Raw genomic sequence first — 24,144 nt, forward strand, 5'->3', positions numbered from 1 at the left:
CCCGGCGACGCTGCTGCTGACCGGGCTCACCCGGGACGGCGTCTACCTGGTCGAGAAGGGCCAGGTCGTCGGCGCCTCGGCCTTCGGCGCACCGGCCGGAGCCGACGCGCGCCGGGTGGCGCGGCGACGCGAACGGCCGCGGCCGGCCGCGGCCTCCGCCTCGGCGGCACTGCCGTACAGCTCCTCGTCCGGCTGGAAGTCCGGCTCGACCGCGACGGGCGCGGCGACCTCGGCGGCCACCTCGGCCTCCGTCTCGACCGTCTCCGACTCCTCGGCCGACTCGTGCGTGTCGTGGTCGTGGTCGTGGTCGTGCACCTGCTCGGCGCCGCCACGGCCGCGCTTCTTGCGCTTGCCGCCGCCACCGACGGACGTCGGCTGCTCCATGTGCACGATGACACCGCGGCCGTTGCAGTGGACGCAGGTCTCGGAGAACGACTCCAGGAGGCCCTGGCCGACCCGCTTACGGGTCATCTGGACCAGACCCAGCGAGGTCACCTCGGCGACCTGGTGCTTCGTACGGTCGCGGCCCAGGCATTCCAGCAGGCGGCGCAGGACCAGGTCGCGGTTGGACTCCAGGACCATGTCGATGAAGTCGATGACGACGATGCCGCCCAGGTCGCGCAGCCGCAGCTGGCGCACGATCTCCTCGGCCGCCTCCAGGTTGTTCCTGGTCACGGTCTCTTCGAGGTTGCCGCCCTGGCCGGTGAACTTGCCGGTGTTGACGTCGACGACGATCATCGCCTCGGTCTTGTCGATCACCAGCGAACCGCCGCTCGGCAGCCAGACCTTGCGGTCCAGCGCCTTCATCAGCTGCTCGTCGATCCGGTACGTCGCGAAGACGTCGACCTCGGAGGTCCACCTCGACAGCCGCTCGGTCAGGTCGGGCGCGACGTGCGCGACGTAGCCGTGGATGGTGTCCCACGCCTCGTCACCGCTGACGATGACCTTGGAGAAGTCCTCGTTGAAGATGTCGCGGACGACGCGGACGGTCATGTCCGGCTCGCCGTAGAGCAGCGTCGGGGCGTTGCCGCTCTTCGCCTTCTTCTGGATGTCCTCCCACTGCGCCTGCAGACGCTCGACGTCGCGGCGCAGCTCGTCCTCGCTCGCGCCCTCGGCGGCGGTGCGCACGATGACGCCCGCGTCCTCGGGGACGATCTTCTTGAGGATGGTCTTCAGACGCGCGCGCTCGGTGTCGGGCAGCTTGCGGCTGATGCCGGTCATGGAGCCCTCGGGCACGTACACGAGGTAGCGGCCCGGGAGGGAGACCTGGCTGGTCAGACGCGCGCCCTTGTGACCGATCGGGTCCTTGGTGACCTGCACGAGGACCGACTGGCCGGACTTGAGGGCGGATTCGATGCGGCGCGGCCCGTGGGCCATGCCGAGCGCCTCGAAGTTGACCTCACCGGCGTAGAGCACGGCGTTGCGGCCCTTGCCGATGTCGATGAAGGCGGCCTCCATCGACGGCAGCACGTTCTGGACCTTGCCCAGGTAGACGTTGCCGACGTACGAGGTCGACTGCTCCTTGTTGACGTAGTGCTCGACGAGCACGTTGTCCTCGAGGACGCCGATCTGGGTGCGCTCGCCGCTCTGGCGGACGACCATCACCCGCTCGACGGCCTCACGGCGGGCCAGGAACTCGGCCTCGGTGATGATCGGGACGCGGCGGCGGCCCTGCTCGCGGCCCTCGCGACGGCGCTGCTTCTTCGCCTCCAGGCGGGTCGAGCCCTTGATGGACTGGACCTCGTCCGTGGCGTCACCGGACCGCTCGACGTTCTTGCTCCGCGGCTCGCGGACCTTGACGACCGTGCGCTCGGGGTCGTTGTCGCTCGACTCGTTGTCGCCACCGGAGTCACCGGCGCGGCGGCGGCGGCGGCGACGGCGACGGCTGCTGCTGGAGCCGCCCGACTCCCCGCGCTCGTCGTCGTCGGACTCCTCGGCGTCCTCCTCGACCTGCTCGGCGGTGTCCTCGGCGTCCTGCGCGGCCTGGTCGGCCGCCTCGTCCTCGTCGGTGGAGTCGCCGGACTCGTGGTCCGAGTCGGCGGACTCGCCACGGCGGCGGCGACGGCCACCACGACGGCGACGGCGTCGGGAGCCCGCGGACTCCTCCTCGCTGTCGTCACCCTCGGCGCTGTCCTCGGCGTCCTCGGCGTCCTCGGCGGACTCCTCGGGCTCCTGCGGCTCCGGCTCCTCGGCGGCCACGGTCACCGGCTCGTCCTCGACGGCCCGGCGACGGCGGCGGCTGCGACGCCCGCCGGTGGGCTCCTCGACGGCCTCGGCCGGCTCGGGGGCCTCGACGGGCTCGGGGGCCTCGACGCTCGCTCCGGCGGCCTCGGCGGCGGCCGCGGCGGCGGCCGCGGCGGCGGCGCGCTCCGGCGTCTGGAACATCGGCTCGGTGAACACCGGCGCCTGGAAGACGGCGACGGCGGGACGGCCGGGACGCCGTGAGGAGTCGTCGGTCTCCTTCGGCGCGGGGGCCGAGAAACCGCCGGCGGCCTTCCGGGTGGCGCGGCGGCGGCCACGGCGCGGGGCACCGTCCTCGGCCGGCGCGGCGTCCGCCTGAACGGCCTCGGGACGCTCGGACTCCGCGGGCTTGCTCTCGCTGGTCACGGGCGCCTCCACACGCTCGTCGGCGGCGTCGCCCTCGGGCGTGCCGGCCGGGGCGGAGACGCGCCGGGTGGCACGACGACGGGTGGCGCGGCGAGGAGTGGCGTCCTCCTCCGCCTCCACCGTCTCGGCGGGGGCCTCGGCCTGCGCCGGGGCGGCGACGGGCTCGGCGGGTGCGGTCACCGTCTCGGCGGCCTCGGCGGCGGCGGGCGCGGCGACCCGGCGGGTGGCTCGGCGGCGCGTACGGCCGGCGGGAGCGGGCTCCTCGACGGGGGCCGGGGTCTCCTCGGCCGCCCGGGCGGCGGGCTCGGCGACGGCGGCCGGGGCGGGCACCACGGTCTCGGCGATCTCGGTGGCCTCGTCGGCCACCGGCACACCGGCGGGGGCCGAGACACGGCGGGTGGCACGGCGGCGCGTACGGCGCGGTGCGGCGTCCTCGGTGTCGGCCGCCGCGGCCTGGGCCGCCTCGTCCGTCTCCTCGGGCTCCGGGTCCACGGAGTCCGCGGTGGTGGTGGGCTCGTCCGCGACGGATTCGGCGGACGCGACGGCCGGTATGGCCGGCGCGGTGGTCTCGGCCGCGGCCTCGGAGGCGGCGGTCGGAGGACCGGCGGGGCGCGACGCGGCACGGCGGCGGCGCCGCGGCGGCAGGGTGTCGCTGGGGCTGTTGTTGTCGTCGGAGCCCGTGGAGGGCTCGGCGGCTTCGGTCGGCTCGAGCATGCGGGTGGATCTCCCGTCAGGCTCCCGGGCGCCGCGCCTGGTCCGGCAGTGCCGGTGACGTCCGCGGCTCGCGCGATGCGCGGTGCCGCCGTCCGGGGCGCGGGCGCCGCACGGGAGCTCTCTGTGTCCTGTCTCGCCGGTTCCGTACGCCATGTGTGCGTACGGCCTGGCGAAAGTCTTGTGGTGGGGTGCGCTGCCCGACCCAGATGGCTCCCGGATACGAGGGCGGCGCTACGACGTGCGTCCTTACGCGGGACTTCCCTACGCCGACGCCTTCGCGGCGGCAGTTTCGGCGGCCCCTGTGCGATCGGCTGGGGCGGCTGCGACTGCCTCGCGGTCGGGCGCGAGCGGGTCGGTCACCGTGCCGGTCTCTTCATCGAACAGCCCCTGCGCCAGCCTGGTCACCGCTGCGGCGACCGGCGGCGCCAGGTCGGCCACGGCGCGAAGACCGGACAGGACGTCGTCGGGTCGAACGGCAGGCGTCACGTGCCGAACAACCAGCCGCAGTATCGCACAGGCCTGGTCGCTCGGCCTATCAGCCTGGGGACCGTGCGTCCCGGCGACCGTCTCAAGAGCCGCCACGGCGCTCCGGGCATCGAACGTCCGTACGCCATTCTTGGTCTTGCGGCTGACCTCCACGGTCTCGGCGGCCGTGAACGCCGCCACCGCGCGCTCCGCCTCGGCCGGTTCCACGCCGTCGAGGCGCAGCTCCCACACGGAAGCGGTGAGCCGGTCGGCGAGACCCGAGGTGCGGGCCTCCACCGCCTCGATGATGTCGAGGCCCGAGGGCATCGACTCGTCGAGGAGCGCACGCAGCCTCTCCGGGTCGCGCGCCTCGGTGAGCGCGATCTCCAGGTACTCCGCCTCGCTGCCCGTGCCGGTGGGTGCGGCATTGGCGTACGACACCTTGGGGTGCGGCGTGAACCCGGCCGAGTACGCCATCGGTACGGCGGCGCGGCGCAGGGCGCGCTCGAAAGCGCGCTGGAAGTCACGGTGGCTGGTGAACCGGAGGCGGCCGCGCTTGGTGTAGCGCAGTCGGACGCGCTGCACCGCGGGAGCGGGAGGCGGGCCTTCGGGCTGTCGCTTGCCCAGTGTCGTTCAGTCCTTCGTGAGTGCGGTCGTACTGCTACCTAGAGTACGTGTCCCGCCCGCGACTGGTTCCCGCGGACCGAGCGGCTCCGTCTCCCGGGGGGTGGCGGCCCGTGGTTCGGGGGCTGGGGCAGGCCGCGATTCCGGTGCGGTGACGAGCTGCGGCTCCCGGGGCGGGCCGAGGAGCAGTCGGCGGAAGTCGGCGCGGGCCTGGCGCGCCCCGTCGCGGGCGGCGGCCAGTGCCTGTCGCGCTGTCCGTCCCGCGCTGCGTGCCGCCTCGGCGGCGGGCTTGAGCACCAGGTCGCGGACGGTGTGACCGACCGGCGTCAGCACCGTCCGGTACGCCCAGCGGGCAGGATCCACGAGGGTCCACGTCAGGAGCCGTCCGAGGAACCGTCCGACGGCGAGCGAGATGTGTCCGGCGACACGCCACGCGTGCCCGAGGGCTTCGCCGACCTCCCGTCCGACGACGGCGAGGGCCCGGCCGACCGGCACGAGCACCCAGCGCCACAGCGCGAGCGCGGGCAGCACCAGCAGAACGCGTGCCGTCCAGTAGAGGACGGCACCGATGCCGAGCAGGATCATCCGTACGACCCACACGATCCCGGTGAGCAGCAGGACGACCGCCCTCGCCACGGGCGTGAGTACCCACGTGTGGAGCCACCTGGCCGGCACGACCACCAGGTGACGCGCCAGCCAGACGACAGCAGTCCAGAGTCCGCCGCCGACAGCGGCGAGGACCAGACCGACGCCCCGCAGCAGCGCGGCGACGGCGTGTCCCACGGGCGTGAGCAGCCGCGCGTACATCCAGCCCAGCACCGCCCCGACCCCGCCGGCGAACCAGGCGAGGCCGTGGCCGAGCGGGGTCAGGAGCACGCGGTACAGCCACACCGCCGGCACGACGAGCAGCACCCGTCCCAGCCAGGCCAGTGCGGTGCCGACCGGCACGACCACGTACCGCCACAGGGCCACCCACGGCCAGACGAACAGGGCCCGCGCCACCCAGCCGACGACCCGCCCCAGCGGGCGCAGCACGGTGTCCCGGAGAATCCTCCCGCCGACGACGCACGCGTCCCACACCATGCGCACCGGCACGACGAGCACGAGCACCACGATCCGCACGGGAACGCGGATCGCGACGGCGAGACAGCCCTCGGCCCCCGCCCCTGGCGCCCCGGGCCGCTCGGCCGTCCCGGCAGACGGCTTTTCCAGATCCATACCTGCCTAGACGCAGCGGCCACCCCGATGGATGCGCCACGGGGACACCCGGCGTCACGTCGTTGTGCGATCCACCGGTCGTGGGCGACCGATGAGTTCCCGTCCCTCGGGGAGTCCGAGTCTGCGCAAGGGAACGTCGCCTACGAGCTGTGTGAGGGGACCATGAGCGCACTACCACCCGTCGTCGACAGCGCGACCTGGGAGAACCGGCTGGAGAGCCTGCGGGCGCGGGAGAAGGCCGCGACGCGGGAGCTCGACGCCGTCGCCGCCGAGCGCCGCCGTCTGCCGATGGTCGAGATGCCGGAGTACACGCTGGAGGGCGCGGACGGACCCGTCCGGCTAGCGGACGTCTTCGAGGGCCGGCGGCAGCTGATCGTCTACAACCACATGTGGTTCGCCGGCCAGGAGTGGCAGTGCCCGGGCTGTACGGGGTTCACCTCGCAGTTCACCCGCCTGGAGTTCCTCGACCAGTACGACGCCCGCTTCGTCGTCGTCACCCAGGGCCCCATCGACGAGGCGCTCGCCTACAAGGAGCGGGTCGGCAACCGGATGCCGTGGTACTCGACGGCGAACAGCCCGTTCGGGGCGGACGTCGGCGCACCGCCCGGCGGCGGCTTCGCCGTCAACGTGTTCCTGCGCGACGGCGACACCGTCCACCGCACCTGGCACACCGACGGCCGCGGCACCGAGCAGCTGAGCCACACCTTCGCGCTCATCGACCTCCTGCCGTACGGACGCCAGGAGGAATGGCAGGACTCCCCCGAGGGCTGGCCCCAGTCCCCCACCTACAGCCGCTGGGCCGCGTCCAAGGACATCGCGGCGGCCTACGGCCCGGGAACGGGTCACGCCTGAGGACGGGCACACAGCGAGGCGCCTCCTTCCCGTCGGGAAGGGGGCGCCTCGTTCGGTTCCGCGTCACCCGTGCTTCAGTGCGTGTGCCCACTGGCCGCCGGAGCCGGGTTCTTGACCGTCAGCGGCAGCAACTTCTTGCCGGTCGGGCCGATCTGGATGCTCGTGTCCATCTGAGGACACACCCCGCAGTCGAAGCAGGGGGTCCAGCGGCAGTCCTCGACCTCGGTCTCGTCGAGGGAGTCCTGCCAGTCCTCCCAGAGCCAGTCCTTGTCGAGACCGGAGTCCAGGTGGTCCCAGGGCAGGACCTCCTCGTAGGAGCGCTCGCGGGTCGTGTACCAGTCGAGGTCCACGCCGAAGTCGGGGAGCGTCTTGTCGGCGCAGCGCATCCAGCGCTCGTACGAGAAGTGCTCGCGCCAGCCGTCGAAGCGGCCGCCGTCCTCGTAGACGGCGCGGATGACGGAGCCGATGCGCCGGTCGCCGCGGGACAGCAGGCCCTCGACGATGCCGGGCTTGCCGTCGTGGTAGCGGAAGCCGATCGAGCGGCCGTACTTCTTGTCGCCGCGGATCTTGTCGCGGAGTTTCGTGAGGCGGGCGTCGGTGTCCTCGGCGGAGAGCTGCGGCGCCCACTGGAAGGGGGTGTGGGGCTTGGGCACGAAGCCGCCGATCGAGACCGTGCAGCGGATGTCGTTCTGGCCGGAGACCTTGCGGCCCTCGGCGATCACGTTCATCGCCATGTCGGCGATCTGCAGGACGTCCTCGTCCGTCTCGGTCGGCAGGCCGCACATGAAGTACAGCTTCACCTGGCGCCAGCCGTTGCCGTAGGCCGTGGAGACGGTCCGGATGAGGTCCTCCTCCGAGACCATCTTGTTGATGACCTTGCGCATGCGCTCGGAGCCGCCCTCGGGCGCGAAGGTCAGGCCCGAGCGACGGCCGTTGCGGGTCAGCTCGTTGGCCAGGTCGACGTTGAAGGCGTCCACGCGGGTGGAGGGCAGGGAGAGACCGACCTTGTCCTCCTCGTACCGGTCCGCGAGGCCCTTGGCGATGTCGGCGATCTCCGAGTGGTCGGCGGAGGACAGGGAGAGCAGGCCGACCTCCTCGAAGCCGGTCGCCTTCAGGCCCTTCTCCACCATCTCGCCGATGCCGGTGATGGACCGCTCGCGCACCGGACGGGTGATCATGCCCGCCTGGCAGAAGCGGCAGCCGCGCGTGCAGCCGCGGAAGATCTCCACCGACATGCGCTCGTGGACGGTCTCCGCGAGCGGCACGAGGGGCTGCTTCGGGTACGGCCACTCGTCGAGGTCCATGACGGTGTGCTTGGAGACCCGCCACGGCACGCCCGACTTGTTGGGCACGACGCGCGCGATGCGGCCGTCGGCGAGGTACTCGACGTCGTAGAAGGCCGGGATGTAGACGTTGCCGGTCTTCGCCAGGCGGAAGAGGACCTCCTCGCGCCCGCCCGGGCGGCCCTCCGCCTTCCAGGTGCGGATGATCTCCGTCATGTCGAGGACGGCCTGTTCACCGTCGCCGATGACCGCCGCGTCGATGAAGTCGGCGATCGGCTCGGGGTTGAACGCGGCGTGCCCGCCGGCCAGCACGATCGGGTCGTCGAGGGTGCGGTCCTTCGACTCCAGCGGGATGCCCGCCAAGTCGAGGGCGGTCAGCATGTTCGTGTAGCCCAGCTCCGTGGAGAAGGACAGGCCGAACACGTCGAAGGCCTTCACCGGGCGGTGGCTGTCCACGGTGAACTGGGGGACCCGGTGCTCGCGCATCAGCTCCTCCAGGTCGGGCCAGACGCTGTAGGTGCGCTCGGCGAGGACGCCCTCGCGCTCGTTCAGCACTTCGTAGAGGATCATGACGCCCTGGTTGGGCAGGCCGACCTCGTACGCGTCGGGGTACATGAGCGCCCAGCGGACGTCGCACTCCTCCCACGGCTTCACCGTGGAGTTGAGTTCTCCGCCGACGTACTGGATGGGCTTCTGCACATGCGGGAGCAGGGCTTCGAGCTGTGGGAAGACCGACACAGCGGTTTCGGCAGACATCTCGCGAACCTTTGTGAGCCGACAGGGTTGACCATCCAGCGTAACGCGGACGGGAGCCCCCTCCGCCCACGGTCGTCCACCCGGGCTCGCCCACCCACGGACGGTGACCGTCAGACGGACGCCTGCTCCAGCGTCGCCCGCCAGGCCCCCGGAAGCGCCGCCTCGACCGCCGCCGCGCGCTGCTCCTCACGCCCGTAGAGCACGCCGTAGGTGAACGAGCTCTCCCCCGCCGCGTGCGCCAGGGCCGCCAGCTCCCGCAGGGCCTCGCGGGTCATCACGCTGTCCTGGTGGTCGCCGAGGAGGCCCTGGAGCGACTTCATCGCCTTGGCGAGGCCGGCGGCGGGAGCGCCCAGCGCGGGGACGGCGGCCTCGGCGGCGTAGCGGGTGCGCTTGGCCTTCTTGCGGGCCTCGTGCATCGCGAGGTCGCGGTCGGTGCCGGGCCGCCCGTCGAGGGCCTGCGCAACGAGTTCGGAGACCTTCGCGACGTCCTTGCGGACCGCCTTGGCGATCACCCTCTCGGGATCCCCGGCGGCGGCCTTGAGCAGCGGCGGGTCCGCCACCAGGGCGTCGAGGGCGCTCAGCAGTGCCAGGTACCGCTTTCCGTCGAGGACGGCGAGCAGGCGGCGCCGGGAGCCGCCGTGGCGGGCGTGCGCCCAGGTGCGCAGCCGGGTGCGGACGGGCCCGCCGACGAGGGAGCGCGGCAGTTCACCGAGGGCCTGGGTGAGGCGCTCGGTGAGGACCTCCCGGTCGCGGTCGACGCCGAGTTCGCCGGCCAGCCATTTCAGCTCGTCGCCGATCGGCCCGGTGACGGCGGGGTCCAGGACCTTGGCGTACGAGCCGAAGGTGCCGCGCAGGCGGCGGGTGGCGACCCGCATGCTGTGCACGGAGTCGGGGACGTCGCGGCGGACGGCGGGGTCGAGTTCGACGATGGCGTCGCGCTGGGCGCGGAGGTGGGCGAGGACGTGGTCGCCCGCGGTGCCGGGGGCCGTCGCGCGGGCGGGCTTCCCCGCGCGCCCGTCGCGGCGCTGGCCGGCCCGGTTGCCGGTCTCCGTCAGGGCCTTGGCGAGTTTGGAGGGTGCGGCGGAGCGGTGGAGGCCCGCCTTGCGGAGCTTCTTCTCGACCTTGTCGAGGAAGGCGGGGTCGCCCTCGTCGGCGAGTTCCACCTCGATCTCGGTCCAGGCGGCGGTGCCCCCGCCTCCGTCGAGCCGCTCGGCGCGGACCCGGTCGAGGCTGACCTCGGCGAGCAGGGCGCCGGAGCCGTCGACGAGGTGGCGGACGTCGCGGGAGGACACCAGGCGGACGAGGGGGACGAGTTCGGTGTCGCGCACGCGGGAGCGGACGAGGCCGGACAGGGCGCGGGGCACGGTGTCGGAGAGAGGTGCGCGGATCTCGTCGCGTACGCCCTCGGCGACGGGGAGCTTGAGGTGCCAGCCGGCGTCCGCGCCCCCGGTGCGGCGGCGCAGCGTGAGGGAGGCGGCGGCGAGGCGTTGGTCCGGGGTGTCGTAGTAGGTGGCGTCGAGTTCGGCGACGCCCTTGTCGACGACGGCGGCGACTCCGGCGACGCCGCTGAGATCCGGCAGGCCGTCGGCGCCGTTCTCGGTCGCGGGACCCTCGTACTTGCGCTCGATCTCGCGTTTCGTGTCCGCCATGAACCGAATCTAGACGCGATTCGGGGCCCTGGGCAGTACCCGATCAGCCTCTCGTGGCCGGCTCGCCGTCCTGCTCGCCGTCCCGGCCGGTGCGGCCGGGCGGCCCGGGAGTGGCCGGACCCTCTCGGTCACCGCCGCCGCCCCGGCCGCCCGGGCGCCTATGCCGACATCGGCCGCTGCACCCTGATCGACTGCAACAGCCCCACCGCGACCCACACGGCGAACATGGAGGATCCGCCGTAGGACACGAACGGCAGGGGTAGACCCGCGACCGGCATGATGCCGAGCGTCATGCCGATGTTCTCGAAGGCCTGGAAGGCGAACCAGGCGATGATGCCGGCCGCGACGATCGTGCCGTACAGCTCGGTCGTCTCGCGGGCGATGCGGCAGGCGCGCCACAGGACCACGCCGAGGAGCACCAGGATCAGGCCCGCGCCGACGAAGCCGAGTTCCTCACCGGCGACGGTGAAGACGAAGTCGGTCTGCTGCTCGGGCACGAACTGGCCGGTCGTCTGCGAGCCCTGGCCGAGGCCGGTGCCGAAGAGGCCGCCGGAACCGATGGCGATGCGGGCCTGGTTGGTGTTGTAGCCGACGCCGGCCGGGTCGAGGTCGGGGTTGGCGAAGGCGGCGAAGCGGTTGATCTGGTACTCGTCGAGGATCTTGAGCTGCCAGACGGCGATCGCTCCGAGGGCGCCCGCGCCGATCAGGCCGAACACCCAGCGGTTGGAGGCACCGGAGGACAGCAGGACGCCGAGCACGATGATGACCGCGACCATGATGGTGCCGAGGTCGGGCATGAGCAGCACGATCATCATCGGTACGGCCGCCAGGCCCAGTGCCTGGAGCACCGTGCGGTGGTCGGGGTACTGCTTGTCGCCCGCGTCGACGCGGGTGGCCAGCAGCATCGCCATGCCCAGGATGATCGTGATCTTGATGAACTCGGCGGGCTGGAGCGACAGACCGCCCGCGACGAGCCAGTTGCGCTGGCCGTTGATCGTCGCACCGAGCGGGGTCAGCACCAGCAGGATCAGGAAGACCGAGAGGCCGTACAGGATCGGCACGGCCGTGCGCAGGGTGCGGTGGCCGAGCCAGATCGTGCCGATCATCAGCCCGATGCCGATGCCCGTGTTCATCAGGTGGCGGATGAGGAAGAAGTACGGGTCGCCCTGGTTGATCTCGGTGCGGTTGCGGGTCGCCGAGTAGACGAGGGCCGCGCCGATCAGGGACAGCGCCACGGCCGACAGCAGTATCGGCCAGTCGAGCCGGCGGGCGAGCGAGTCGCGGGCGAACAGGCGTGTCCAGCCCGCGCGCTCGGGTCCGTACCCGGAGACGGAGAAGTTGTTGGCTCCGGTCATGTCAGGATCCTCAGGCCGTTGGTCGGCGCGCTCGTCATGTCAGGACCCTCTTCCCCCGCGGCGTCCCCCGGCGGGCCGTGCGCCTGCGCGTGTCACGGTTGGCGGCGGTCGGCGAGGGCGTGGTGCCCGCGGGCAGGTCCTGGCCGGGGTCGGTGGTCCCGTCCCGGAGGGCGTCGTTGGCCTTCAGGTCCTTGACCGGGTCCTTGGAGACGTCCGGGGAGTCGATCGAGCCGTCGCGCTCGATCTTCGGCAGGCTCTTCTGCGGGGTGGGCAGGAGGGCCTTCTTCTTGTCGATGTCGCCGTCGGCGGAGACGCCGTAGAGGGCGTTGTAGATCTTGCGCACGGCCTCACCGGACGCTCCCGAGCCCGTACCGGCCTGGGAGATCGTCATGATGATCGTGTAGTCCTTGGAGTACGTGGCGAGCCAGGACGTCGTCTGCTTGCCGTAGACCTCGGCGGTACCGGTCTTGGCGTGCAGCGGGATCTTGTCCTGGGGCCAGCCGCCGAACTTCCAGGCGGCGGTACCGCGGGTGACGACGCCCGCGAAGGCATCGTTTATCCCCCTCAGCGTCGCCTGGTCGACCGGCAGTCTGCCGTTCTTCTTCGGCTTGATCTCCTGGACGGTCTTGCCGTCGGGGCTGACGAGCGCCTTGCCGATGGTCGGGGCGTACAGGGTGCCGCCGTTGGAGACCGCGGAGTAGATGGCGGCCTCCTGGATCGGGGTGACGAGGGTGTCACCCTGACCGATGGAGTAGTTGATCGAGTCACCCTCGCGCATCCGGTTGCCTTCGAGGCAGTTCTCGTACGCGATCTGCTGGACGTACGTGCCGCCCTTCTTGCCGGTCTTGCACCAGACGGCCTTGTTGGCCTTCCAGTAGTCCGCCTTCCACTTGCGGTCGGGGACGCGGCCGGTGACCTCGTTGGGGAGGTCGATGCCGGTCTCCTTGCCGAGACCGAACTGGTGGGCGGCCTTGTAGAAGTAGTCCTTGGGGGTCTTCTTCGGGCTGATGCCCCCGTCCCTCTTCCACTCGTTGTCGGAGAGGCCGTAGAAGACGGTGTCGCAGGAGACCTCGAGGGCCCGGCCGAGGGAGATGGGGCCGAAGCTCTCGCCCTCGAAGTTCTTGAAGACCTGGCTGCCGACGGAGTAGGAACTCGTGCACGGGTAGTGCCCGTCGAAGGCGTATCCGGCCTCGACGGCGGCGGCCGTGGAGATCACCTTGAACGTCGAGCCGGGCGCGGACTGGCCCTGGATGGCCCGGTTCAGCAGGGGGTAGTTGGACTTCTTGCCGGTGAGGGCGGTGTAGTCCTTGCCCGAGATGCCGCCGACCCAGGCGTTCGGGTCGTACGAGGGGTTGGACGCCATGGCGACGACACGGCCGGTCTTGGCCTCCATGACCACGACGGCACCGGAGTCGGCCTTGTAGTTCTCGCCGGTGATCTTGTCGAACTGGGTGCGGGCGACCTTCATCGCGTCGTTCAGCTCGTACTCCGCGACCCGCTGGACCCGGGAGTCGATGCTGGTGACGAGGTTCTCGCCGGGCTCGGCCTTGTCGCTCTTGGCCTGGCCGATGACGCGGCCGAGGTTGTCCACCTCGTAGCGGGTGACGCCGGCCTTGCCGCGCAGTTCCTTGTCGTACTCGCGCTCCAGGCCCGACCGTCCGACCTGGTCGGAGCGCAGGTACGGGGAGTCGGTGTCCTTGGCCTTGGTGATCTCGTCGTCGGTGACGGGCGAGAGGTAGCCGAGCACCTGGGCGGTGTTGGCCTGTCCGGGGGCGGCGTACCGGCGGACGGCCTCGGGTTCGGCGCTGATTCCGGGGAAGTCCTCGGAGCGCTCGCGGATCTGGAGGGCCTGCTTGGGCGTGGCCTCGTCGGTGATGGGGATGGGCTGGTAGGGCGAGCCGTTCCAGCAGGGCTGCGGCGTCTTGGCGTCGCAGAGGCGGACCTTCTCCATGACGTCCTTGGGCTTCAGGCCCAGGACGCCGGCGAGCTTGGTGAGGACGGCCTGGCCGTCGTCCCGCATCTTCAGCAGGTCGGTGCGCGAGGCGGAGACCACGAGGCGGGTCTCGTTGTCGGCGATCGGAACGCCCCGCGCGTCGAGGATCGAGCCGCGCACGGCGGGCTGGACGACCTGCTGGACGTGGTTGCCGGAGGCTTCCTTGGCGTATTCGTCGCCGTTGCGGATCTGGAGGTACCAGAGGCGGCCGCCCAGGGTGCCGAGGAGGGAGAGTACGAGAATCTGGATGACGACGAGCCGGATCTGGACCCGTGGGGTCCGGCCGGTCTCCGGGATGTTGGTCACTGCTTGTGCCTCCCCCTCTCAGTGTGTGTACGTGACATACGAGTACACGGCGAACCTGTGCGCGGCGAGCCCGTGGCCGGCCAAGTTCCGTGACCCGTGCGGCGCTTGGGACGACAGCCGGACGGATCTCCTCGGTGTCCTCACAGGCGCTTCACCCCCTTGATACGTCCCGCGCGGGCGACCCGCGCCTTGGCCGCCTTCACGCGCAGTCCGCTGCGCTGGCTGCCGATGCGCAGCCCGGTGCCGGAGGACAGCCAGCCCGTCGAGACGTCACCGGCCCCTCCGGCCGAACCTGCTTCGGAGAGCGGGTCGTTCTCGGCGCGCCGGGCGAGTGCCATCACCACGGGGACGACGAACGGCGCGAGCAGCAGGTCGTAGAGGGCGGCGGTGAACAGCAGGCTGGTGAGCCCGACGTGGCGGGCGGCGGTGTCGCCGACGAGGGCGCCGACTCCCGCGTAGAGCAGGGTGGATCCGATCGCGGCGACGACGACCACGGCCATCGGGCCGGTGGCCGACTTGAGGCGGCCGTTCTCCGGCTTGACCAGGCCGGCGCAGTAGCCGATGACGCACAGCACCAGGGCGTAGCGCCCGGCGGCGTGGTCGGCGGGCGGGACGACGTCGGAGAGCAGACCGGCGCCGAAGCCGATGAGCGCGCCGCCGACGTGGCCGTAGACCATGGCGAGGGCGATCACGGTCAGGAGCACCAGGTCCGGGACGGCGCCCGGGAGATGGAGACGGGCAAGAACGCTCACCTGGATCACCAGGGCGACGACCACCAGGGTGACGGAGAGCAGCATCCTGTTGAAACGCATGGGATTCGGCTCCTCCTGCTACTGCTGCTGGCCGTCGACGGGGGCGTTCGCCGAGGGGGTGACCGTGACGGTCACCGTCGGCGTGGGCGTGGGTTTCGGTTTCGGGGGCAGCACGGCGTCGCGCGGGTCGCTCTTCGGGGCGGTCACGACGACCCCGAGGATGTCGAGCTTGGTGAACGAGACGAACGGCTTGACGTAGACCGTGCGGGTCAGGTCGCCGCCGGAGGGGTCGACCCGGGAGACGGTGCCCACGGGCACGCCGGGGACGAACGGCTTGTCGGCCTGCGAGCCGAAGGTGATCAGCCGGTCGCCCTTCTTGATCTTCGCCTTGGCGTTGAGGAGTTCGACGCGCAGCGGGCTGTCGCCCTGTCCCGAGGCGAAGCCGAGTTCGTCGGTCGACTCCATGCGCGTGCCGACGGTGAAGTCGGGGTCGTTGGCGAGCAGCACCGTGGCGGTGTCCGGGCCGACGGTGGTGACGCGGCCGACGAGTCCGTCGCCGTTCAGGACGGTCATGTCGCGCTTGATGCCGTCGTGGGCGCCGACGTCGATGGTGACGGTCCAGGAGAAGCCCTGGGCCGCTCCTATGGCGATCACCTCGGCGCCCTTGATGCCGTACTGGCCCTCGCCCGCCACCTTGATCATCTTGTCGAGCTGCTTGAGGCGGCTGCGGTTGCGGTCGTCGCTGCCGAGCTTCGCCTTCAACGCCGCGTTGTCGTGCTCCAGTTGGGCGACGCGGTCGTGGCGGTCGCCCGAGTCGCGGACCGCGGCGACGGCGTTGCCGACGGGGTCGACCGCGGACGACACCCCGTTCTCGATCGGGCCGAAGACCGTCGCGGCGGCCTGGCGGGCGCCGTCGACCGGTGAGTCCTGCCCGCCGCGGATGTCCACCGTGATCAGTGCGAACGCGATGGCGATCAGCAGCACCAGGAGCAGCCGGCTCTCTCGTGTGTCCCTCACGTGCGGCGGCCGTGCCTTCCTCGTCGAAATGGGTCAACAGGGGCGCACCCCGGGCGAGAAGCGGGCCCGTGGGTGCGATGAGGCTGGGGTGGTGGAGTGGAGGACGGGGTGACTGTTATGGGAGAGGTTATGTCTCTATGTCGCAGGAGTTTATGCCTCCACACCAATGATCCGCCGTACGAGAAGAGATCATCTCGTACGGCGGAATCGAAGCGTTACGTCATCGGCGGGGCTGCGCGTCCAGCACCTGCTGGAGCGCCTCGAATTCCTCGACGCACTTTCCGGAGCCGAGCGCCACGCTGTCGAGGGGGTCCTCGGCGATGTGGATCGGCATGCCGGTCTCGCGGCGGAGCCGCTCGTCGAGACCGCGCAGCAGGGCTCCGCCGCCGGTCAGAACGATTCCGCGGTCCATCACGTCACCGGAGAGCTCGGGCGGGCACTTGTCGAGCGTCGTCTTCACGGCGTCGACGATGGCGTTGACCGGCTCCTCGATCGCCTTGCGGACCTCCGCCGCGGAGATGACGACCGTCTTGGGCAGTCCGGACACGAGGTCCCGGCCGCGGATTTCGGTGTGCTCGTCAGTGTCGAGGTCGTACGCCGAACCGATCGTGATCTTGATCTGCTCGGCCGTCCGCTCACCGAGAAGGAGGCTGTACTCCTTCTTGATGTGCTGGATGATCGCGTTGTCCAACTCGTCGCCCGCGACGCGGATGGACTGGGCGGTGACGATGCCGCCGAGCGAGATGACCGCGACCTCCGTGGTGCCGCCGCCGATGTCCACCACCATGTTGCCCGTGGCCTCGTGGACCGGCAGGCCGGAACCGATGGCCGCGGCCATGGGCTCCTCGATGATGTGCACCTGGCGGGCGCCGGCCTGGGACGACGCCTCGATGACGGCACGGCGCTCGACGCCCGTGATGCCGGAGGGCACACAGACGACGACACGGGGACGGGCGAGGTAGCGCCGCTTGTGGATCTTCAGGATGAAGTAGCGGAGCATGCGCTCGGTGATCTCGAAGTCGGCGATCACACCGTCCTTCAGCGGGCGCACGGCAACGATGTTGCCGGGCGTCCGCCCGATCATCTTCTTCGCTTCGGCGCCGACCGCGAGGATTCCACCGGTGTTGGTGTTGATCGCGACGACGGACGGCTCGTTGAGTACGATCCCGCGACCCCTGACGTACACCAGCGTGTTGGCGGTCCCGAGGTCGACAGCCATGTCACGGCCGATGAACGACATTGAGTTCCCCATCAGGATTCGTCTGGCCTTCCCAAGTGGAGCTTTGACGGCTTTTTAGGACGGCGAGGTGGGTGCAGTGACGTGAAGGCTTCCATCGTAGACGCGCCTGCCCGAACACTGCGCGAGGGTCTTCGCCATTGTCAGCAGATGATGAGCCGCCCCGCTTCTGGAGACGGGCCATCGGGGGCACGCGTTCCCCCGATCGGCACGCATATGCCACGGGACGGCCGGAAATTCCACGGCCGCCCCAGGTCAGGCAGTCCGAGAGTGGCTGACGCACCCTCAGAAAAATTCTCGAAAATTTGCCGCGCGACGCGCTCGAAAGATCCACCGGACGGCCGCCGGACCCTCCGCGGGCGGGAACGCGGCCCCGCCGCGACGCTCAGACGCGGCCGGGGAAGAAGATCTTCACCTCGCGCTCGGCGGACTCCTCGGAGTCGGAGGCGTGGATCAGGTTCTCGCGGACGATCACGCCGAAGTCCCCGCGGATGGAACCGGGGGCGGCGGCGATCGGGTCGGTGGGACCGGCGAGGGCGCGCACGCCCTCGATGACCCGCTCGCCCTCGACGATGAGCGCCACGACCGGGCCGGAGGCCATGAACTGCACCAGCGGCTCGTAGAAGGGCTTGCCCTTGTGCTCGCCGTAGTGCTGCTCCAGCGTGTCCTGGTCCAGGGTGCGCAGCTCCAGCGCGGTGATCTGCCAGCCGGCCTTCCGCTCGATACGGCTGATGATCTCGCCGGTCAGGCTCCGACGGACGGCGTCGGGCTTGAGGAGGACGAGGGTGCGCTGGCTCACTGGGTGGCTCCTTCAGGTCACAAATGTGCGGGTGACCGAGGCTACAGGGCGTGTCGGGGGCGCTGTCACGCAGCGTCAGGTGATACCGGCACGCGCCCGCGCTCCCGTCCCACGACCGGCCTACGCCGGTGCGTCGCCGCCCCCTCCCGACGGAGCTACGCCGGCGTGCCGCCCGCCTCCGCCTGGGCCTGCGGCCGGGACGGATTCCGCTCCGGGGCCGTGCCCTCCCCCGCCGACTCGGCCTGGGCGGCGAACCGCGCCTTGGCCTCGTCGATCTTCCGCCCGTAGTGGACGGACGCCCACCACAGGGCGGCGAAGATCGCGCCGAGGACGAACATCGACGGGACGAAGAAGCCCCCGGCGATCAGCAGGATCTGCAGCGCCCAGCCGAGCTGGACACCGCCGGGCCGCGTGATCATGCCGCACAGCAGCACGCTCAGCAGCATCAGGATCCCGCAGACCGTCCAGACCGTGGCCGTGGCCAGATCGGGTTCCTTCATGGCGACGAGCCCGGCGAAACCGATGACGAAGAACTCGCCGATCAGCGTGGAAGCACAGAGCGTACGCACGACAGTCAGCCCCTCCCCAGGAGCAGTCGGGCCTCGCCGACCGTGATGACGGATCCGGTGACCAGCACGCCGCCGCCCGCGTACTCGCCCTCTTCCTCGGCGAGCGTGATCGCGGCCTCCAGCGCGTCGTCGAGCCGCGGCTCGACCTGCACCCGGTCGTCGCCGAAGACCTCGACGGCGATCCCGGCCAGCTCGTCCGCGTCCATCGCGCGGTGGCTGGTGTTCTGCGTGACGACGACCTCGGCGAAGATCGGCTCGAATGCCTCCAGCAGCTCCCGTACGTTCTTGTCGCCGCTCGCGCCGACCACCCCGATGAGCCGGCTGAAGTCGAACACCTCGCTCACCGCCTCGGCGGTGGCCCGGGCGCCGGCCGGGTTGTGCGCCGCGTCGAGCACCACGGTCGGCGACCGGCGGACGATCTCCAGCCGGCCCGGCGAGGTGACGGAGGCGAACGCCTTGCGCACGGTGTCGATGTCCAGCCGCTCGGCGTGCGCGGCGCCGACGCCGAAGAACGCCTCGACCGCGGCGAGCGCCACGGCCGCGTTGTGCGCCTGGTAGGCGCCGTGCAGCGGCAGGAACACCTCTTCGTACTCGCCGCCGAGACCGCGCAGCGTCAGGAGCTGTCCGCCGACCGCGACGTGGCGGGCGACGACGCCGAACTCCAGGCCTTCGCGGGCCACGGTCGCGTTGACCTCGACAGCCTTCTTCAGCAGCACCTGGGCCGCGTCGACCGGCTGCTGGGCCAGGATCACGGTGGAGTCCTGCTTGACGATCCCGGCCTTCTCGACGGCGATCTCGCCGGGCGTCTCGCCGAGCCGGTCGGTGTGGTCGAGATCGATGGGGGTCACGACGGCGACATCACCGTCGATCACGTTCGTGGCGTCCCAGCTGCCGCCCATGCCGACCTCGACGACGGCGACGTCCACGGGCGCGTCGGCGAAGGCCGCGTAGGCCATGCCGGTCAGCACCTCGAAGAAGGACAGCCGGTACTCCTGCTGCCCGTCGACCATCTCGATGTACGGCTTGATGTCGTTGTACGTCTCGATGAACCGCTCGGCGGAGATCGGCGCCCCGTCCAGGCTGATCCGCTCGGTGACCGACTGGACGTGCGGGCTGGTGTAGCGCCCGGTGCGCAGGTCGAAGGAGCTCAGCAGCGCCTCGATCATGCGGGCCGTGGACGTCTTGCCGTTGGTGCCCGTGATGTGGATCGAGGGGTACGCGCGCTGCGGCTCTCCGAGGACGTCCATCAACGCGGCGATCCGGTCGACGGAGGGCTCCAGCTTGGTCTCGCCCCAGCGGCCGGCCAGCTCCGTCTCGACCTCGCGCAGCGCCTTGTCGACCTCGGGGTCGGCGGGGCGGGCGGGCACGTCGGCCTGTCGGCCGTCGTGGCCCTGGGTGCGCAGAGTGCGGCTGCCTGCCGCGATCACCGCGAGGTCGGGGTCACGGTCGGTCTCGGCCTCGACGATCTCCTCGAAGAGACCGAGCGGATCACGCTCCGGGTCGTCGGGCGCGCTGCTGTCGTGCGGGGGGAGGTCGCTCACGGGGCCAGTCTACGGAGGCGGCCGGGGGGTACGGACGTCTGGGTGTTTTTCGCCCGCTCCGCCGGCCTGAGATCTTTCAGCCTCTCCGACGCTCGCGACAATCCAGCCCCTCCGGCGTTTGAGGAGCGGGGTCTGGGGCGGAGCCCCAGGGGGCGGGAAGGGCAGGGGCGCAGGGGGCGAAAGACGGCCGGTCGGGTACGGCGAAGCCCCCGGGACCGAGCGGTCCGGGGGCCTTCGTCCGTCCTGGGGCGAGCGGCTACGCCTCGGGCAGGCGGGTCAGCTGGTCCTGGATGCGGGTGATGTCCTCGTCCGCCTTGGCGAGGCGGGTGCGGATCTTGTCGACCACCTGATCGGGGGCCTTCGCCAGGAACGCCTCGTTGCCGAGCTTGGCGTTCGCCTGGGCCTTCTCCTTCTCGGCGGCGGCGAGGTCCTTGGCGAGCCGCTTGCGCTCGGCGGCGACGTCGATCGTGCCCGACAGGTCGAGCGCGACCGTGGCACCGGCCACCGGCAGGGTCGCCGTGGCCGCGAAGCTGTCGCCCTCCGGCTGGAGACGCAGCAGCTGGCGGATGGCCGCCTCGTGCGGGGCCAGCGCCGTCCCGTCGAGGACCAGCCGGGCCGGGACCCGCTGACCGGGCTGGAGACCCTGGTCGTTGCGGAAGCGGCGGACCTCGGTGATCACCGACTGGAGGGACTCGATCTCCCGCTCGGCGGCGCTGTCGCGGAAGCCGCTGTCCTCGGGCCACTCGGCGATGACGACGGACTCGCCCCCGGTGAGGGTCGTCCAGAGCGTGTCCGTGACGAACGGGACGATCGGGTGGAGCAGCCGCAGCGTGACGTCGAGGACCTCGCCGAGGACCCGGCCGGAGACCTTCGCGGGCTCGCCACCCGCCATGAACGTCGTCTTGGACAGCTCGACGTACCAGTCGAAGACCTCGTCCCAGGCGAAGTGGAACAGGGCGTCCGACAGCTTGGCGAACTGGAAGTCGTCGTAGAGGGCGTCCACTTCGGCGACCGTGGTGTTCAGCCGGGACAGGATCCAGCGGTCCGTGGCCGACAGTTCCTCGACGGGCGGGAGTTCACCCTCGACCGTCGCGCCGTTCATCAGCGCGAAGCGGGTCGCGTTCCAGATCTTGTTCGCGAAGTTGCGCGAGCCCTGGACCCAGTCCTCGCCGATCGGCACGTCGACACCGGGGTTGGCGCCGCGCGCGAGCGTGAAGCGGAGGGCGTCGCTGCCGTACTTGTCCATCCAGTCCAGCGGGTTGACCGCGTTACCGAAGGACTTGGACATCTTCTTGCCGAACTGGTCGCGGACCATGCCGTGCAGGGCGATGGTGTGGAACGGCGGGGTGCCGTCCATCGCGTACAGGCCGAACATCATCATCCGGGCGACCCAGAAGAAGAGGATGTCGTAGCCGGTGACGAGGACGGAGTTCGGGTAGAACTTCGCGAGGCTCTCGGTCTGTTCGGGCCAGCCGAGCGTGGAGAACGGCCACAGGCCGGAGGAGAACCAGGTGTCGAGGACGTCGGTGTCCTGGTGCCAGCCCTCGCCCGTGGGAGCCTCGTCGTCCGGCCCGACGCAGACGATCTCGCCGTTGGGGCCGTACCAGACGGGGATGCGGTGGCCCCACCACAACTGCCGCGAGATGCACCAGTCGTGGAGGTTGTCGACCCAGTCGAAGTAGCGCTTCTCCATCTCCTGCGGGTGGATCTTGACCTTGCCGTCGCGGACCGCGTCGCCGGCGGCCTTCGCGAGCGGGCCGACCTTGACCCACCACTGCATGGACAGCCGCGGCTCGATGGTGGTCTTGCAGCGCGAGCAGTGGCCGACCGAGTGGACGTAGGGCCGCTTCTCGGCGACGATCCGGCCGTCGGCGCGCAGGGCGGCGACGATGGCGGAGCGGGCCTCCAGGCGGTCCAGGCCCTGGAAGGGGCCGGGGACCGTGATGACGGCGTGCTCGTCCATGACGGCGATGTTGGGCAGGTCGTGGCGCTGCCCGATCTCGAAGTCGTTCGGGTCGTGGGCGGGCGTCACCTTGACGGCGCCGGTGCCGAACTCGGGGTCGACGTGCTCGTCCGCGACGACCGGGATGGACCGCTCGGTCAGCGGGAGGCGGATGAGCTTGCCGACGAGGTGCTTGTACCGCTCGTCGTCGGGGTGGACGGCGACGGCGGTGTCACCGAGCATCGTCTCGGCACGGGTGGTGGCGACGACGATGGCGTCGTCCCCGTCCCCGTACTTCATGGAGACCAGCTCGCCGTCGTCGTCCTGGTACTCGACCTCGATGTCCGAGATCGCGGTCAGACAGCGGGGGCACCAGTTGATGATGCGCTCGGCGCGGTAGATCAGCTCGTCGTCGTAGAGCTTCTTGAAGATCGTCTGGACGGACTGGGAGAGGCCCTCGTCCATGGTGAAGCGCTCGCGTGACCAGGCGACGCCGTCGCCGAGGCGGCGCATCTGCCCGGAGATCTGCCCGCCGGACTCGGCCTTCCACTGCCAGACGCGCTCGACGAACGCCTCCCGGCCGAGGTCGTGCCGGGACTTGCCCTCCTTGCCGAGCTCCCGCTCGACGACGTTCTGCGTGGCGATGCCGGCGTGGTCCATGCCGGGCTGCCACAGCGTCTCGAAGCCCTGCATGCGCTTCCGGCGGGTGAGGGCGTCGATGAGGGTGTGCTCGAAGGCGTGCCCGAGGTGCAGGGAGCCCGTGACGTTCGGCGGCGGGATGACGACCGTGAACGGCGGCTTGTCGCTCTTCGCGTCCGCCTCGAAGTAGCCCCGTTCCACCCAGCGCTCGTAGAGCGGCCCCTCTACATCGGCCGGCGCGTACTGGGTCGGCAGTTCGGAGGTGGGCGCTGCTTGCGGCTGCTGAGAGTTCTCGGTCACGGGGTCAGTTTAGGGGCGTCACACCCGTGTCCCGAAACGGGATTACTTCGTAACGGTGCGGCCCCCGGAGGGCTGGCCCCTCGCCCTGTGCGCCAGGATGTCAGGAACACATAAGCATCTGGAGGGGAACCCAGAAATGAGCTACAACCAGCCGGGCCCGTACGGCGGGCAGCCTCAGCAGCCCGGACCGTACGGTCAGCCGGGCGGCGGGCAGCCCCCACAGCCGGGACCCTACGGTCAGCCGGGCCCCTACGGTCAGCCGCCGCAGCAGGCTCCCCAGCCGGGATACGGGTACCCGCAGCAGGCTCCCCCGGCGCAGCCCGGTTACGGCTACCCGCAGCAGGCCCCGCAGCCCGGCCAGCCGCAGACCCCTCCCTACGGCCAGCAGCCCCCGTACGGCCAGCCCCCCTACGGCACCGTCCCGATGGCGCCGGTGCCGTCCGGCGGCAAGAAGAAGACCGGTCTGATCATCGGCGGCGTCGCCGTGGTCGCGGCGATAGCCGTGGCCGTGTACTTCGCGATCGGCGGGGGCGGCGGCGGTGCGACCGTCGCGGACGACGGCCCCCACAAGCTGACGACGCCGGCCAAGGTGATCGGCGGCGCGTACCAGCGCATGGGCAACGACCGGGGACCGCAGGACCCCTCCTCCGGTGACGCGAAGGACCTGGCCGCCAGTGGCATCACCAACGCCAAGTCCGTCGACGCCATCTACTCCACGATCGACCTCGCCGACCCGGACACGCTGAAGGACCCCACGGTCATCGCCGGGTCAAAGGCCGTCACGTTCTCCGGCCTCTACGGCAAGGTGAAGGACCCGGAGTCCGCCCTCGACGCCGCGTTCGCCAACATCAAGAAGGACTCCTCCAAGGACTCCACCACCAAGGTCGAGTTCATCGGCGACCCCCAGTCCGTGAGCCCGGCCGGTCTCGACGGCGCCATCATGAAGTGCCAGCAGGCGAAGGCACCCAACCAGGCGACCGGCAAGACCGACACCCAGTACATGTGCATGTGGGCCGACTACAGCACGCTCGGTTTCGGCGTTGCAGCCGAAGGCGGCCATGGTGTGAGCATGGACGAGTCCGCCAAGGTGACCGCGGCTCTCCGTAAGGACATCCGCGTCAAGATCTGACCGCTCGCCCCACGACGGAGACGAAGAGGCGCCCCGCGGATCCGCGGGGCGCCTCCCTCATGAACGCACCGAGCCGGTCAGGCCCCGGACACCTGTCAGGCCCGGATACAGGCGGCCTGCGCGTCCTCGCTCTTGACGTGGATCTGCACCAGCCCGACGAGGCAGTAGGGGTTTGGTGTCTTCCCCAGCGGCATGGTCAGCGCCTTGTTGCCGCAGGCCGCCTTCACCTTCGGCCCCACCACGTAGTGGTGGTTGCCGATGTAGTTGACGCAGGTGCTCTGGTTGGCCTGCGCTGCCGTGGCCGTCACCAGCGGTACGACGCACGCCGCACCCGCAACGCACAAGGCTGTCACCGCTCGCCTCAACTTCATGTCCACATCTCCCGTTTGGTCTCGAC

At 70.8% G+C, this 24,144-nt stretch carries 16 protein-coding genes and 1 pseudogene; 2 read left to right on the plus strand and 15 right to left on the minus strand.

Annotation, left to right across the window (positions count from 1 at the left end; genetic code table 11):
* Nucleotides 1–75: 75 nt before the first annotated feature.
* The 3 genes and pseudogenes from AB0C62_RS35620 to AB0C62_RS35630 form a co-directional block, all read right to left on the minus strand.
* Nucleotides 76–3,321 (minus strand): annotated as a pseudogene (locus tag AB0C62_RS35620) (Rne/Rng family ribonuclease); the annotation flags it as partial.
* Between the two features lie 261 nt (nucleotides 3,322–3,582).
* Entirely contained in the window at nucleotides 3,583–4,371 is a 789-nt protein-coding gene (locus AB0C62_RS35625; RefSeq protein ID WP_362980419.1) for a TIGR03936 family radical SAM-associated protein, read from the minus strand.
* A 48-nt stretch (nucleotides 4,372–4,419) separates the two neighbouring features.
* Nucleotides 4,420–5,628: a hypothetical protein gene (locus tag AB0C62_RS35630; protein WP_362980421.1), complete on the minus strand. Its 1,209-nt coding sequence runs from the start codon at nucleotides 5,626–5,628 to the stop codon at nucleotides 4,420–4,422.
* Nucleotides 5,629–5,790: 162 nt separating this feature from the next.
* Between AB0C62_RS35630 and AB0C62_RS35635 the strand changes: the two genes are divergently transcribed.
* Nucleotides 5,791–6,480, plus strand: a complete 690-nt coding sequence (locus AB0C62_RS35635; protein WP_362980422.1) for a DUF899 family protein — start codon at nucleotides 5,791–5,793, stop codon at nucleotides 6,478–6,480.
* Nucleotides 6,481–6,554: 74 nt separating this feature from the next.
* Here the strand turns inward: AB0C62_RS35635 and AB0C62_RS35640 are convergent, their stop codons facing one another.
* From AB0C62_RS35640 to AB0C62_RS35690, 11 genes are all read right to left on the minus strand, one after another.
* A complete protein-coding gene (locus tag AB0C62_RS35640) occupies nucleotides 6,555–8,519 on the minus strand; it encodes a TIGR03960 family B12-binding radical SAM protein (protein WP_362980424.1) in 1,965 nt (654 codons plus the stop codon).
* Nucleotides 8,520–8,629: 110 nt separating this feature from the next.
* Complete coding sequence (locus AB0C62_RS35645) at nucleotides 8,630–10,168, minus strand: CYTH and CHAD domain-containing protein (protein WP_362980426.1); 1,539 nt, start codon at nucleotides 10,166–10,168, stop codon at nucleotides 8,630–8,632.
* Nucleotides 10,169–10,326: 158 nt separating this feature from the next.
* A complete protein-coding gene (gene rodA, locus AB0C62_RS35650) occupies nucleotides 10,327–11,523 on the minus strand; it encodes a rod shape-determining protein RodA (RefSeq protein WP_362980428.1) in 1,197 nt (398 codons plus the stop codon).
* A 34-nt stretch (nucleotides 11,524–11,557) separates the two neighbouring features.
* Entirely contained in the window at nucleotides 11,558–13,822 is a 2,265-nt protein-coding gene (mrdA, locus tag AB0C62_RS35655; RefSeq protein ID WP_362980430.1) for a penicillin-binding protein 2, read from the minus strand.
* A gap of 140 nt (nucleotides 13,823–13,962) precedes the next feature.
* A complete protein-coding gene (mreD, locus tag AB0C62_RS35660) occupies nucleotides 13,963–14,634 on the minus strand; it encodes a rod shape-determining protein MreD (protein ID WP_362980432.1) in 672 nt (223 codons plus the stop codon).
* A gap of 18 nt (nucleotides 14,635–14,652) precedes the next feature.
* Nucleotides 14,653–15,591, minus strand: coding sequence for a rod shape-determining protein MreC (gene mreC, locus AB0C62_RS35665; protein WP_081217256.1), 939 nt, complete (start codon nucleotides 15,589–15,591; stop codon nucleotides 14,653–14,655).
* A 220-nt stretch (nucleotides 15,592–15,811) separates the two neighbouring features.
* Nucleotides 15,812–16,831 carry a rod shape-determining protein gene (locus AB0C62_RS35670; protein ID WP_081217257.1) on the minus strand — a complete coding sequence of 340 codons (1,020 nt, stop codon included), beginning with the start codon at nucleotides 16,829–16,831 and terminating at the stop codon, nucleotides 15,812–15,814.
* A gap of 382 nt (nucleotides 16,832–17,213) precedes the next feature.
* Nucleotides 17,214–17,627 (minus strand): nucleoside-diphosphate kinase, encoded by a 414-nt coding sequence (gene ndk, locus AB0C62_RS35675; protein WP_362980434.1) that lies wholly within the window; start codon nucleotides 17,625–17,627, stop codon nucleotides 17,214–17,216.
* A gap of 155 nt (nucleotides 17,628–17,782) precedes the next feature.
* The gene (locus tag AB0C62_RS35680; protein ID WP_362980436.1) at nucleotides 17,783–18,196 is read right to left on the minus strand and encodes a DUF4233 domain-containing protein; all 414 of its coding nucleotides are present in this window, start codon (nucleotides 18,194–18,196) and stop codon (nucleotides 17,783–17,785) included.
* Between the two features lie 5 nt (nucleotides 18,197–18,201).
* Entirely contained in the window at nucleotides 18,202–19,737 is a 1,536-nt protein-coding gene (locus AB0C62_RS35685) for a folylpolyglutamate synthase/dihydrofolate synthase family protein (protein WP_362980438.1), read from the minus strand.
* Between the two features lie 256 nt (nucleotides 19,738–19,993).
* The gene (locus tag AB0C62_RS35690) at nucleotides 19,994–22,618 is read right to left on the minus strand and encodes a valine--tRNA ligase (protein ID WP_362980440.1); all 2,625 of its coding nucleotides are present in this window, start codon (nucleotides 22,616–22,618) and stop codon (nucleotides 19,994–19,996) included.
* Nucleotides 22,619–22,754: 136 nt separating this feature from the next.
* Between AB0C62_RS35690 and AB0C62_RS35695 the strand changes: the two genes are divergently transcribed.
* The gene (locus AB0C62_RS35695) at nucleotides 22,755–23,747 is read left to right on the plus strand and encodes a hypothetical protein (RefSeq protein WP_362980442.1); all 993 of its coding nucleotides are present in this window, start codon (nucleotides 22,755–22,757) and stop codon (nucleotides 23,745–23,747) included.
* A 95-nt stretch (nucleotides 23,748–23,842) separates the two neighbouring features.
* Here the strand turns inward: AB0C62_RS35695 and AB0C62_RS35700 are convergent, their stop codons facing one another.
* The gene (locus AB0C62_RS35700) at nucleotides 23,843–24,055 is read right to left on the minus strand and encodes a hypothetical protein (protein WP_362980443.1); all 213 of its coding nucleotides are present in this window, start codon (nucleotides 24,053–24,055) and stop codon (nucleotides 23,843–23,845) included.
* Nucleotides 24,056–24,144 lie beyond the last annotated feature (89 nt).

Origin of the sequence: Streptomyces sp. NPDC048643 (genome assembly GCF_040650615.1) — a bacterium.
Taxonomy (GTDB): domain Bacteria; phylum Actinomycetota; class Actinomycetes; order Streptomycetales; family Streptomycetaceae; genus Streptomyces.

Coding starts and splice junctions, on each gene's coding strand:
- AB0C62_RS35640 (WP_362980424.1), bottom strand. CDS start 8,519: ATGTCTGCCGAAACCGCTGTGTCGGTCTTCCCACAGCTCGAAGCCCTG.
- AB0C62_RS35645 (WP_362980426.1), bottom strand. CDS start 10,168: ATGGCGGACACGAAACGCGAGATCGAGCGCAAGTACGAGGGTCCCGCG.
- AB0C62_RS35635 (WP_362980422.1), top strand. CDS start 5,791: ATGAGCGCACTACCACCCGTCGTCGACAGCGCGACCTGGGAGAACCGG.
- AB0C62_RS35695 (WP_362980442.1), top strand. CDS start 22,755: ATGAGCTACAACCAGCCGGGCCCGTACGGCGGGCAGCCTCAGCAGCCC.
- mreD (WP_362980432.1), bottom strand. CDS start 14,634: ATGCGTTTCAACAGGATGCTGCTCTCCGTCACCCTGGTGGTCGTCGCC.
- rodA (WP_362980428.1), bottom strand. CDS start 11,523: ATGACCGGAGCCAACAACTTCTCCGTCTCCGGGTACGGACCCGAGCGC.
- AB0C62_RS35630 (WP_362980421.1), bottom strand. CDS start 5,628: ATGGATCTGGAAAAGCCGTCTGCCGGGACGGCCGAGCGGCCCGGGGCG.
- AB0C62_RS35670 (WP_081217257.1), bottom strand. CDS start 16,831: ATGTCGTTCATCGGCCGTGACATGGCTGTCGACCTCGGGACCGCCAAC.